The following is a 13,166-nucleotide window of genomic DNA, read 5'->3' as shown; positions in this document are numbered from 1 at the left end:
CGGGTACTCCGGTCAGTCACAGGCATAACCTCCATCGCCGGATTCGCGGCACTGCTCCGGAAAGCCTTGCTCACGCCAGAAATCGATCAAGTGGGTGTCGACCCATTCGGTGAAGCCCGGCGAGCGGCGGAACTCGATGGCCGCCGGTTCCCACATCATGCGGGCCGTCTTGATGGTCGTGTAGCACTGCACCTGGCCGAAATCGACAGCCAGAGTATCCATGTCGCAGACCGTGATGTTGTTGGCGGCACCCCAATCCTCGAAGCGGGCCAGGCCGGCCGAATGGTCGGCGTCCGGATTCTCGATCACGGCGATCCAGTCGCGAATGGGTGCGTAGGGGAGGCGCAATGCCAGGGAGGCCACCAGGTAGGCCATGTTCAGTTGTCTGGTTTTCACGTAGTAGCTGACAAATACGTCCGACTCGGAGTGAAAGTTGTAGGGCAGCGTGGCCTCGAACTGCTGCACGCCTTCGCTCACCCGGCCCAGCGTCATCAGGGTGCTGGCGCGGTACTGCTGGCAGTTCAGGTAGGCCGGGTCGACGGCCAGGCAGGCGTCAAAATCGGCCAGGGCGCGCTGCGCGTAGCCCATGTCTTTCAGGGTAATGCCGCGCCAGAGAAAGGCGGTGGCGTTGTTCGGGTCGTTGGCGATGGCCGTGTCCAGGCTGGCGATCGCGCCCGCGTAGCCGGCGCCGGTCACCTCATGTTTCATGCCGATGACGGCGTGCGGCATCGACAGCCCGGGGTCCAGTTCCAGTGCGCGGCGCGCGGCCGCGAGCGCCAGCGACTCGTGGTCAATGCCGTCGCCGGGGAACCACGAGGTGGCCACGGAGTGCACCGCGGCCAGCGTTTCCCAGGCGCGGGCGAATTCAGGGTCAAGGTGCGTCACCTGCTGCAGCAGCTCCCAGCTCTGCGGCAGGTTTTCGCGGACGATGAACAGTTCCCGGCCGCGAAGGTACAGGTCATAGGCGTCGATGCTGGCGGTGCCCCGGGCAATGCTGACTGACTGCAGTTCCTGGCCCAACTCCACCGTCAGCGCGGCGACGATGGCATTGGCGATTTCTTCCTGTACCTGGAAAATATCGGTCAAGTCGCGGTCGTAGCTGTCCGACCACAGGTGCACGTCGGTTTCGGCGTCAATCAGCTGCGCGGTCACGCGCAACCGGTCGCCGACCTTGCGGACGCTGCCTTCGAGTACGTTAGCCACGCGCAGGGCCCGCGCGATCTGCTGGATGCTGCGGGTATCCCCCTTGAGTGCGAAAGATGACGTTCTGGAGGCAACCGCCAGGCCGTCCACCTTGACCAGTGCATTGAGGATTTCATCGGCCAGGCCGTCGGAGAAGTAGCCCTGGCTCGCGTCATCGCTGAGGTTGTCGAACGGCAGCACCGCGATCGAGTTGTCCAGTATCTCGACTGGCTCGGCTTCGGAGACAGGTGCAGGTGTATCGACGACGACCGCGGCGGGCGTCGGCACGGCTTTCGGCATGAACCGCTCCAGTGCCACCAGGCCAATGACCGCGGCCAGCAGCGCAACGATCACGTAGTCCAGTTTGCTCGTCGCGGGTTGCTCAGCCCATTGCCGCCGATCCACGTGTTTTTCCATCCGCAGACCGTCCGGCGTCAGCGCGAACGTCCACGCCAGCCACAGCGCGAGCGGGAACCCGGCGAAACACAGGAACACGACGAACTGCAGGATCCAGTCCGGCGCCGCCATGTCGTCAAGGATGATGTCCATCATCTGGACCAGCACCCAGGCAGCGACGATATAGACCATGCCCACGCGGAACACGTTGCGGTCTTTCATCTTGCCGAGCAGGCTCATTGGACCCGCTCCATCATCGCGATGAACGCCGGCGATTCACGGATGCCATCGAAGGCCGGGTCCGTGCCGACGGTGTGAACCGACACCAGGCTGGGTGGCTGAAACAGGGGCTCGAGCAGACTGACCGCATCATCACCCATGTCCGCCATGGCATAGATCCGGGCCGCTTCCAGGGCGACGCGTTTGCTTTCAACGCCGTCCGGGGGTTGTGCGTCCAATGCGCCGGTCACCCGGCGTTGTAATGGCTCGCCGACTTCACCCCGCAAGGCCGAAACACGGGCTTCCGCCAGCAGTATCCGGTAATCCTCGCCCAGCGTTTCGCGCAGGCCTTGCAGTCGAAACCAGGCCGCGTCGGCTGCGGCGCTGGACGCTTCGAAATCACCCATGAAGTGGTAAACCTGAGCGGCCTGGTCTTCTCGTAGCGCGATCAGTTGGCGCTGCACTTCCATCCGTGCATCCATTTTCTGGATGGTCGCCAACGCCTCTTCAAAACGGTCGGCGGCCAGTCGTACGGCAATATAGGTGTCGATGTTGTCCCATTCGGTGGTGTGCTGGGCGCCGGTTGACAGGCCAATCGCCGCTTCAGTGTTCCCGGTGGCTTGCAAAACCGTCAATGCCTCGAGCGCTCGCAGGAGATGGCTGTCCGGCTCCAGTGCGCGCGCCCTGGCGTGGGCGGCCATTGCCTCGTCATAGCGGTGGAGCAGTGTCAGCGTCAGGCCGTAGTCGCCCCAGTAATGGGCGATCCGCGGGTCCAGGCGCAAGCCCTGGCGATAGGCGTCGACCGTTTGTTCCCACTGGTCGCCCCGACGCGATGCCCAGGCTAGACGGTAGTAAGCGGCGGCGTCGTTGGGCGCGCGCTCAATCGCCTGGCCGAAGTTGTAAATGGCGCGTTCGTAATCCAGGTGGCCCCAGTACCAGTAGAGTCCTTCGGCCATGAACAACTCCGGAAAGTCATCGTCGAGGGCGCGCGCCCTGTTGATGGACTCCCGGGCCATGCCTCGCATTTCAGGGTCGCCACCGGAGTACCACCAGTACCGGGTCAGCTGCGCTTCGGCCAGGGTCACCCAGGCCAGTTTGAACTCCGGGTCGAGCCGCAGCGCCTCGTGCGCCAGTTCCAGCGCCGTCTGGTTGCTGAGCTGGTCCTGCTCGAAACCCAGTTGCCGTGCCTGCAAGTAGAGTTCGTAGGCTGCCACGTTTGCAGTCGGTGCCTCCGACATGGCGGCGAGTTCGCGGTCGGTCAGCGTCGCGCTCAGTGCGCCGGCAATGGCGATGGCAATCTCGGACTGGATGTCGAACAGGTTGTCGGTGGTCAGTTCGCGGTCGTAGATTTCCGCCCACAGGTGTTCGTCGGTGGTCGCGTCAATTAACTGGACATTGATACGAACCCGGTTGCCGGCGCGTTGCACGGCGCCTTCCATGATGTGGGCGACATCCAGTTCGCCGGCGATGTCCCGCAGGTTCTTGGTGGTGTCGCGGTATTCCATGACCGACGTGCGAGAGATGACGCTGAACTCGCCGATCTTGGACAGCTGGGTGAGCAGGTCGTCATGAATGCCATCGGTGAAATAGGCATCGGCGGCTTCAGCGCTGCGATTGGCGAACGGCAGCACGGCGATGGAGTTGCGGTTGGCTTCTGCCCGTTCCGTTGGCACCTGGCGAACCGGTTCCGCCGGTTCCGCCGGCGTGCCTTGTGTCACGGGGGTGGGGTTGGCGACCTCCATATCAGCCGCCTGCTTAAAGCGGGATTCCCAGATGAAGTAGGCCAGTGACAGTCCCAGCAGGGCCATGATGATGAAGTCGAGTTTACGGCCGGTTTTGCGGGTCACCGATTGCGACCGGTCGACTTCGCTTTCCAGCTTGACGCCATCCGGCGTCAGCTCGAAGGCCCAGGCGATGATCAGTGCGGGCACGAACCCGACCACCAGGATCAGCAGGATCAGTTTCGGCGCCCAGGCCGGCAACTCAAGAATGTCGGAGACCACCTCGGTGGCCTGCAGCAGCACCCAGGCCGTGACGGCATAGGCGATGGCGACCTTGAAGACGTTGCGGCGTTTGAGTTCAGCGACCAGGCTCACGGACCGGCATCCTCGGCGTCAATTTGGGCGAGGTGCTCACGTTGATCGGTCAAAATGGCTTCGACCCGGCGGTCAAGTTCCGCGAACCGGGGTTCGCGGACCAGCGGCGCCATTAACGGAAATCGGTGGTACATGTGCCAGAATTGAAAATGCCCATGCCGGAACCGTGTCTCGACCACCTGCAACGCCGAATCGAGGTCGCCACGGATGACGTAGCACCATTCGATACCCCAATTGGCTGCATGGTCAACGTATTCCGGCAACTCGTCTTCGACAAACGTGATGGTCGCCTCGATCAGTTCCTGGCCGAGCGCCGTGTCGCCGGTATGCAGCATCGACCAGCCCGCGATGCATGCGTCCTGTGGATTTCGGGTGATCGGCCCACGCCATGTCTCGCGGCTGAAGTAATCGCTGCTGTAGGCATCAAATGCGGCGCGGGTGGCTTGTGGATCTCCCTGCTGGGCGTGCAGCATGGCCTCGATCTGCCTGATGAATGGCGGTTCACCCATCTGGCTGCCAATCCACTTGATCTGCTCCAGCGCACCGGCCGGGTTGCCGTTGCCCATGGTGCGAATGGCGTCGAGCCAGGCCACGTTGAGGCTGTCCTCGTCGATTTCGACCATCTGTGCCCTCAGGTCTGCAATGGCTTCGTACTGGCCAATATCGATATACGACCACAGTAGTCCGAGATACATGCCGAGATTGTTCGGGTCGAGCTCAATGATGCGGCGCAACGTCAGGATGCGTTCGTCGATGTCACCGGCGATGCCCTGGAGTAGAGCCTGTCCACCAATGGCCGGCACGAATTCCGGGTCCATGGTGAGCAACTCATCAAGCTGTCGCTGCGCGTCTTCGTACCGTCCGGCCTGGGTGAGTGTGCCGGCGTAGGCCCGCCGAATGATGGAGGATAGAGGGTCGAGCTCCAGGGCCCGTTCCAGCATCCGGGTGGCCTCGGGTATCCGTTCAGTGTGGTCGTCCAGCCAGATGGCGTACCAGTGGTAGGCCGTGGCATAGCCGGGGCTCAGTTCTATTGCGCGCTCATAATCGGCTTGTGGGTCCTCACCTATGTCTTCAAGCAGTGAGGCCCTAGCCAAGTGGGCTTCGCCCAGCTCTGGGTCAAGGTTGAGCGCCCGGGCGGAGGCATCTTTCTGGATGTCCACGGCTTCAGTAAACGCCAGGGTGCCGTATGACTTGGACAGGTTCGCCGAATCCGCCACGCCCACCCACGCGAGTGCGAATTCCGGGTCGAGCGTTGTCGCGCGGCGAAACTCTTCAAGCGCCGCCGCCAGGTCATCCGAGCGCCGGCTACGCATCAGCTGGCGGCCCCGAAGATAGGCGTTGTAGGCCGCCAGGTCGTTAGTCGGGCGGGTTTCCAGGCGCTGGGTCTCTGCCGGAGAGAGCTCGGCCTGTAACGCCCCGGCGATACGCTCGGAGATCTCGGTCTGTATGGCGAACAGGTTGTCAGCAGTCAGCTGGCGGTCGAAGATTTCCGCCCACAGGTGCTCATCCGTGGCCGCGTCGATCAGCTGCACGTTGATGCGAACCGTGTCGCCGGAACGCTGAACGGCGCCCTCCATCACCGTGGCGACCCCCAGTTCCCTGGCAATTTCCGGAATACGCTTTGCGGTACCGCGGTAACCCGCCACGGATGTTCGTGAAATGACCTTGAGGCCACCGATGCGCGCCAGGTTGGTCAGCAGGTCATCGTGGATGCCGTCGACGAAGAACTCGTCGTCTGCGACGCGGCTGCGGTTATCGAACGGCAGCACCGCGATGGAATTGGGCTGGGTGGCCGGTGCCGCGCTGGCGCCCGCAGGCGGCGGTGTGTCGGGTGCCGTTGGCGCACCTTCGTCGGCAACGGGTATTGATTGCGGTTCCGAACGCTCTGCGAACCGGGATTCCCAGATGAAGTAGGCGGCAACCAGGACCAGCATGCCGATGATGGCGCGGTCCAGCTTGCGGCCGGTCTGGCGGGTGATCGAGGTTTCCCGCGTCACTTCCGATTCGCGCTTGATGCCCTCCGGCGTCAACTCGAAGGCCCAGGCGAAGAACAGTGCAATTGGGAAGCCGATGGCCACCAGGGTGACGACGATGGGGCCGATTTCAGGCGGGAGATCGAGCAGTTCGGACAGGACTTCGGTGAACTGGAGCAACAGCCATGCACCGACCGCGTAGGCGATGCCCACGCGGAATACGTTCCTGCGCTTTAACTCCTCCAGGAGTGCCATGCGTCGTTTCTGCCCCTCGATGAACGACTGCCCGGGCAATTATCCACGCCAATCAATGGGTTGCGCCGGGCCTGTTGTTTTCATTGGATGGCGGTGTCTGGCCGGTTCCTCTAGTTGCCTCGTGCATGCATGAATGTCGCCCTCGCGACAGGGCTCCACTATAACTAATTTCCAGTACGCCCGGGGGCGCAAATAGTTGATTTACGTGCTGATTGGTTGGCAGTCTAAATCGCGTCTAAAGCGGCGGGGCGAGCTGGAAGGCGTGGCTGCGTGATGGTGCGCCGGCTTGTTGTACCATTCCGGCATGAACGCAAAATCACTGATCCTATTCATGCTCGGCGCCGGCCTGGTCCAGGCCGCCACCGCCGAGGTCCGGCTCGACCTGCTCGAGTTGCCCGAAGGTTTCAACATCACTGTGTTTGCCGAGAACGTCGAGGGTGCGCGCCAGCTTGCCCGCGGCGACAACGGCGTACTGTTTTCCGGCTCGCGCCGCGAAGGCAAGGTGCATGCCATCGTCGATGACGACGGTGACCAGGTCGCCGACCGGGTGGTGCTGATTGCAGAAGACCTGAACATGCCGTCCGGGCTCGAATTCCGCGACGGCGCACTCTACGTGGGTGCCGTGAACCGGATCCTGCGTTACGACGATATCGAGAATCGCCTCGACAACCCGCCGGAACCGGTGGTCGTGACCGACGCGCTGCCGGACAAGTCACACCACGGCTGGAAGTACCTGCGCTTCGCGCCGGACGGCCGCCTGTTCATCCCGGTGGGGGCGCCGTGCAATATCTGCGAGGAAGACGGCTTTGCCGAGATTCGTACACTCGATCTCGAAAGCGGTGAGATGACCACTTACGCCCACGGTGTGCGCAACAGCGTCGGCCTGGCGTTTCACCCGGATACCGGCGAGCTGTGGTTCACCGATAACGGCCGCGACATGATGGGCGACGACATCCCGGACTGCGAACTGAACCATGCGCCGCAGCCGGGCATGCATTTCGGCTACCCGTACTGCCACGCCGAAGGTGTTATCGACCCCGAGTTCGGTGAAGGCCATGCCTGCGCGGACTACGTTGCACCGGTGATGGAGCTGGGCCCTCACGTGGCCCCGCTGGGCCTGGCGTTTTACACCGGCGACAACTTCCCGGCCGACTACACCGGCGACTTGATCATCGCCGAACACGGGTCGTGGAACCGCAGCGAGAAAATCGGTTACCGCCTGAAGCGCGTGATGTTCGACGACGACGGCAACGTCACCGGCCAGGAAGTGTTCGCCAGGGGCTGGCTGCAGGGCGAGGAAAGCTGGGGCCGCCCGAATGACGTGCTGGTCATGCCCGATGGCGCGCTGCTGGTCGCCGATGACCAGGCCGACGTGATCTACCGCATTACCTACGATGGCTGAATGCTGACAGTGACTTCATGACCGCGTTACAGGTCGTGGTCCTGGCCATTGTCCAGGGCCTGACCGAGTTCCTGCCCGTATCGAGTTCCGCGCACCTGGTGCTGGTCGGCCAGCTTGCGGGATGGGAGGACCAGGGGCTGGTGCTGGACGTGGCCGCCCACCTGGGCACGCTGCTGGCCGTGGTGGCCTGGTTTCACAGGGACCTGCTGCGCATGGCGGCCGCCGTGTTCGGCGCCGGCCCGGGTGAGCGTGTGCAACAGGACCGTCGACTGGCGCTGACGCTGTTGACCGCCTGCCTGCCCGTGCTGCTGGTGGGCGCGCTGGCCTTTGACGCGGTCTCCACCTATCTTCGTGATATCCGCGTGGTCGCGGCCACCACCCTCATTTTCGGGGTCCTGCTTTGGATCGCCGACCGCTTCGCACCCGCCAACAAGGCGATCGAACAGCTGGGCCTGCGCCCTGGCCTGGCCATCGGCGTCGCCCAGGTCCTGGCGCTGGTGCCCGGGGTGTCGCGTTCGGGCATCACCATTACCATGGCGCGGGCGCTGGGGTTCGACGCCCTGTCCGCAGCACGCTTCTCCTTCCTGCTGTCGATCCCCGTGATTGCCGCGGCGGGCCTTTTTGGTGCATGGGAAATCGCCAGCGGCGCGGTGAAGGTGCCCTGGGGGGCGTTCTGGGCCACCGTCATACTGTCTGCGGCCGCGGGTTGGGCCTGCATCTCCGTGTTTCTTGCCCTTCTTGAGCGCGTTGGGCTGACGCCATTCGTGATTTACCGCCTTGTTCTGGGTGTCGCACTGCTGGCTGTCATCTACAGCGCACCGTAATAGTGCAAATATTCCATGGCCGTGCCATGATGGTGCGCTCCCTGGCTCGATGGCTGGCGTGGTGTCATTCCGGCACGGCCGCATGAGCGAAAAACTGTCGCTAAAAGGTCAAAACAGGCTGCTAAGTTCGAGAAACACGCGACCCCGGTGCGAATGTCCAGAATTGTGCGAGTTGGCATCATTCCTGCATCTATATCTCGAACCAGATTGGGTCACATCAATAAACCAACAGGAGAACCGCTTTAATGAGCACGAAAGACATTCTTAAAGACATCAAGGACGACGACATCGAATTCGTCGACCTGCGATTCTGCGACACCAATGGCAAGGAGCAGCACGTGACGCTGCCGGCCAGCATGGTGGACGAGGACCTCTTCGAAGAAGGCAAGATGTTTGACGGCTCATCGATCGCGGGCTGGAAAGGCATCAACGAATCCGACATGGTGCTGATGCCGGACAAGGATTCCGTGGTCCTGGATCCGTTTTCGGAGCACAAGACGCTGATCGTCCGTTGCGACGTGCTCGAACCGGACACCATGGAAGGCTACTCGCGCTGTCCGCGTTCACTCGCGCTGCGCGCCGAGGCCTACCTGAAGTCCAGCGGCATCGCCGACACCGCCTACTTCGGCCCGGAGCCGGAATTCTTCGTGTTTGACGACGTCCGTTTCGGCGACTCCATCAAGGGCGCGCACTACGAGATCGACTCGCAGGAAGCGGCCTGGAACACCGGCACCGAGTACGACGGCGGCAACCCGGGTCACCGCACCCGCGTGAAAGGCGGCTACTTCCCGGTCCCGCCGGTGGATTCGCTGCACGACCTGCGTGCCGAGATGTGCCTGGTGCTGGAAAAGCTGGGCGTGCCCGTTGAAGTGCACCATCACGAAGTGGGCACCGCCGGCCAGTGTGAGATCGGCACCAAGTTCAACACGCTGACCCGCAAGGCCGATGAGCTGCTGCTGATGAAGTACGCCATTGCCAACGTCGCCCACGCCAACGGCCAGACCGCGACCTTCATGCCGAAACCGCTGGTGGGTGACAACGGCTCGGGCATGCACGTGCACCAGTCGTTGACCAAGGATGGCAAGAACCTGTTCTCCGGTGACGAGTACGGCGGCCTGTCGCAGACGGCGCTGCACTACATCGGCGGTATCTTCAAGCATGCGCGCGCCATCAACGCGTTCTCCAACGCGTCGACGAACAGCTACAAGCGCCTGGTCCCGGGCTTCGAAGCACCGGTCATGCTGGCCTACTCGGCCCGTAACCGTTCAGCTTCCGTGCGTATTCCGTGGGTCTCCAGCCCGAAAGCCCGTCGTATCGAAGTGCGCTTCGGCGACCCGGTGGGCAGCGGCTACCTGACCTTCGCCGCCATGCTGATGGCCGGCCTCGACGGCATCGTCAACAAGATCGATCCGGGCCCGGCGATGGACAAGGACCTGTACGACCTTGAGCCGGAAGAAGCCAAGGACATCCCGACCGTCTGCCATAGCCTGGACCAGGCCCTGGAAGCGCTGGATGCCGACCGCGAATTCCTCAAGGCCGGTGGCGTCTTCAGCGATGACCTCATCGACGGTTACATCGCACTGAAGATGGACGAAGTCACGCGTTTCCGCATGTCAACTCACCCCATCGAGTTCGACATGTACTATTCTTGCTAATAGCGTGAATGCGGCGCGCCGGGACACTGTGCCCGGCGCGTACGCACAGAAAGTGTCCTGTGTCGGGAGCTGTTCACGCCATGCATGAATGGAGAGGGGAACATGAAGGACCAGCGATTGCGCCGCGCACGATGGCTCATCCTGACCGGGGTGGCCGGAATCACGATGGCCGCGAGCCCGGTCATGGCCGATGTCTACAAGACGGTCGATGCCGACGGCAATGTCACTTACACGGACCAGCCCCCGGGCCCCGGCGCCGAGCCGATGAAACTGCGCGAGCTGAGCGTAGTCGAGCGGCCCGAGTACAAGGCGACAAAGACCGAGGCGGAGAAGGCCGCGGTGGCCGAGCAGGCCGAGAGCGGCGAGGAAAACCCACGCGAAGTCCTGCGCCGGATGCAGGCCGAGTACCGCGATTTTCGCCTGGTCAGCCCCACCCCGGAGCAGAGCTACTGGGGTACCGCGAATACCGCCACCGTCGCCTGGGACACCAGCATGGGTCTGCAACAGGGAATGAAGGTCAGGATCTATATCGATGAGCAGGTGGTCACCACGACTTCGCAGTCACTGTACAGCACGCCGCGGCTCGATCGCGGTGAGCATACCGTGCGCGCGGAACTGCTCGACGCCATGGACCAGATCGTCGCGCTGGCCGGCCCGGTCACGTTTTTCATTCACCAGCAGAACGTCAACAACGTCGTACGACCGACGCCGCGCGGCGGCTGATCGGGGCTCGCCAGTCACCCCCCGGGGGTGTCCATGAGCCTCATCGAGGAACTGGACACCGCCGTGGTGGAACTGGATGCGGCCAACTGTATCCTGCGGGTCAACGGTGCCGCCGAGCAGTGCCTCTCGGCCAACCGTGACCGCCTTGCGGGGCACCCCATCGACCGGATCTGGGGCATACCCGAACCCCTTTACGTCGCCCTGCAGGACATTCGTACCGACTATCGACCCCGGCGGCTGCACGAGTGCAAGATGGCCGGTGGCTTCTATGACTGTCACATCGGTGTGCTTGATGCTGGCCACCTGCTGCTCGAATTTCACAGCACCGGCTGGAGCCGCCAGCAACAGCAACTCCAGCAGATGGAGGTGCAGACCGGCCTGCTGAACCTGCTGCGCCGCAACCTGGGTCACGAGATCCGCAACCCGCTGGGCGGTATCCGCGGCGCGGCCCAGATGCTGGTCGCGGAACTGGAAGAACGTGAGCTGGGCACGCTGGCGCAGCTGATTATTCGTGAAGTCGACCGGGTCGAGGAGCTGATCCAGAGTTTCTGGCAGCCGCAGATGGAGCGCGAGCCGCTCGATATTCACCGTGCGCTCGAAGAGGCGCTGCAACTGCTCGAGACCGAGCATGGTTTCAAGATCAATGTCGTGCGTGACTATGACCCCAGCATTCCCGAGGTCAATGGTGATGGCACGGCAATCCGCCAGCTGTTCGTCAACCTGGCGCGCAACGCGGCGCAGTCCGGCGCCACTACCATTTCCGCCCGCACCCGTGTCGAGCATGACTCGGCACTGTTCGAGCACAGCGGTTACCTGATTCGCGTCGATGTCGAGGACGATGGCGATGGCGTGCCCGAGCGGTTACGTCCGCTACTTTTCCTGCCCATGGTGACCGGCCGGCGCGATGGCACCGGTTTGGGACTGGCGCTGGCCCAACAGATCGCGGCCGATCACGGAGGACTCATGAGCTATGACGCACTGGAGCACGGAAGCCGCTTCACACTCCGAATACCTGCACGGGAGAACGGCCATGAGTGAACGGCCGCTGGTCTGGGTCAATGATGACGACGAGGCCATCCGCTTTGTACTCGAGCGCGCGTTGTCGCGGGCCGAGTACCGGGTCTCCACGTTTTCCACCGTCGGCGAACTCAACGAGGCGCTAACCAAGGGCTCGCCGGACGTGATCCTGACCGACATCCGCCTGCCGGATGCCGACGGCCTGACGGTGCTTGATGCGCTGCGCGCCGAACAACGGGAAATCCCGGTGATCGCCATGACCGGTTTTTCCGACCTCGACCAGGCCGTCACCGCGTTCCAGAAAGGCGTGTTCGATTACCTGCCCAAGCCGTTCGACCTGGACCAGGTGTTGTCCACGGTCGCCAGTGCCGTGGTCCATCGCCCGGCCTCGACGCGGCCGGCGCCGAAGGAACCGGACAGCCGCATGATCGGCGATTCGCCGGCCATGCAGGAGGTGTTCCGCACTATCGGCCGGCTGTCGCGCTCGAACATCAGCGTACTGATCACCGGCGAGACTGGTTCCGGCAAGGAAGTGGTCGCACGGGCGCTGCACGAGCACAGCCCGCGCTCCGGCGGGCCGTTCGTGGCCATCAATACCGCGGCTATCCCGTCAGAGCTGCTGGAGTCAGAGCTGTTTGGCCACGAGCGCGGTTCGTTCACCGGCGCGCACTCGCGCCGCCACGGACGGTTCGAGGAAGCCGCCGGTGGCACGCTGTTCCTGGACGAAATCGGCGACATGCCGCTGACCCTGCAGACGCGCCTGCTGCGCGTACTGGCCGAGGGAGACTACTACCGGGTGGGTGGGCGGGACCTGCTGAAGGCGGATGTCCGCGTGATCGCCGCCACGCACCAGAACCTGGATGCGCATATCTCCGACGGCTCGTTTCGTGAGGACCTGTACCACCGCCTGAACGTCATCACCATTTCCATGCCGCCGCTGCGCGAGCGCACCAGCGACATTCCGGCGCTGGCTGAGCACTTTCTTGAGCAGGCCGCCATCGAGATGGGGTTGGAAGTGAAGACGCTGAGGCCCGAAACCATCAGCCTGCTGAAGTCACAGCCCTGGCCCGGCAATGTTCGCCAGTTGCAGAACGTCTGCCAGCAACTGTGTGTCATGGCGCCGGGTGAGCAGGTCTTCCCGGAGGACCTGCCGGCGGAACTGTCAGTGGCAGGCCCATCCCAGGGTCGTGACGATGACCCCTGGCAGGAACACCTGCGGGCCTGGGTCAGGGAAGCCCTGCCCACCGGCCAGCAAGACCTGATGGTCACGGTCCGGGATGACATGGAGCAGGTATTGTTCGAAGAGGCCCTGGATTACACCGGTGGCAAGCGCGTTGATGCCGCCAGGGTGCTGGGTGTTGGCCGCAATACCCTGACCCGTAAACTGAAGGACCGCGACGACGAAGACTGAGTGGCGCCGCCGT

The 13,166-nt window shown here is 63.3% G+C and carries 9 protein-coding genes; 6 read left to right on the top strand and 3 right to left on the bottom strand.

What is annotated here, in order from left to right:
• Positions 1–12: 12 nt before the first annotated feature.
• From F3N42_RS08440 to F3N42_RS08430, 3 genes are read right to left on the bottom strand one after another with little or no spacing between them, the layout of a single operon-like run.
• Complete coding sequence (locus F3N42_RS08440; protein WP_150863991.1) at positions 13–1,818, bottom strand: hypothetical protein; 1,806 nt, start codon at positions 1,816–1,818, stop codon at positions 13–15.
• On the bottom strand, positions 1,815–3,893 hold the full coding sequence (locus tag F3N42_RS08435) for a tetratricopeptide repeat protein (RefSeq protein ID WP_150863990.1): 2,079 nt from the start codon (positions 3,891–3,893) through the stop codon (positions 1,815–1,817). The genes F3N42_RS08440 and F3N42_RS08435 overlap by 4 nt, the downstream gene beginning before the upstream one ends.
• A complete protein-coding gene (locus F3N42_RS08430) occupies positions 3,890–6,121 on the bottom strand; it encodes a tetratricopeptide repeat protein (protein WP_150863989.1) in 2,232 nt (743 codons plus the stop codon). The genes F3N42_RS08435 and F3N42_RS08430 overlap by 4 nt, the downstream gene beginning before the upstream one ends.
• Positions 6,122–6,425: 304 nt before the next feature.
• On the opposite strand from F3N42_RS08430, the gene F3N42_RS08425 reads away from it, so the two are divergent.
• The 6 genes from F3N42_RS08425 (at position 6,426) to ntrC (ending at position 13,153) form a co-directional block, all read left to right on the top strand.
• Positions 6,426–7,523, top strand: a complete 1,098-nt coding sequence (locus F3N42_RS08425) for a PQQ-dependent sugar dehydrogenase (protein WP_150863988.1) — start codon at positions 6,426–6,428, stop codon at positions 7,521–7,523.
• A 17-nt stretch (positions 7,524–7,540) separates the two neighbouring features.
• Positions 7,541–8,347: an undecaprenyl-diphosphate phosphatase gene (locus tag F3N42_RS08420; protein ID WP_150863987.1), complete on the top strand. Its 807-nt coding sequence runs from the start codon at positions 7,541–7,543 to the stop codon at positions 8,345–8,347.
• A gap of 245 nt (positions 8,348–8,592) precedes the next feature.
• Positions 8,593–10,002, top strand: a complete 1,410-nt coding sequence (glnA, locus tag F3N42_RS08415; protein ID WP_150863986.1) for a glutamate--ammonia ligase — start codon at positions 8,593–8,595, stop codon at positions 10,000–10,002.
• 102 nt (positions 10,003–10,104) lie between these two features.
• Positions 10,105–10,725 (top strand): DUF4124 domain-containing protein, encoded by a 621-nt coding sequence (locus tag F3N42_RS08410; protein ID WP_191621311.1) that lies wholly within the window; start codon positions 10,105–10,107, stop codon positions 10,723–10,725.
• A 33-nt stretch (positions 10,726–10,758) separates the two neighbouring features.
• Positions 10,759–11,763 (top strand): two-component system sensor histidine kinase NtrB, encoded by a 1,005-nt coding sequence (locus F3N42_RS08405; protein WP_150863984.1) that lies wholly within the window; start codon positions 10,759–10,761, stop codon positions 11,761–11,763.
• Complete coding sequence (gene ntrC, locus F3N42_RS08400) at positions 11,756–13,153, top strand: nitrogen regulation protein NR(I) (protein ID WP_150863983.1); 1,398 nt, start codon at positions 11,756–11,758, stop codon at positions 13,151–13,153. The genes F3N42_RS08405 and ntrC overlap by 8 nt, the downstream gene beginning before the upstream one ends.
• Positions 13,154–13,166 lie beyond the last annotated feature (13 nt).

Source organism: Marinihelvus fidelis, from assembly GCF_008725655.1.
GTDB classification, from domain to species: domain Bacteria; phylum Pseudomonadota; class Gammaproteobacteria; order Xanthomonadales; family SZUA-36; genus Marinihelvus; species Marinihelvus fidelis.
This window is presented reverse-complemented; position numbering and strand designations above follow the sequence as displayed.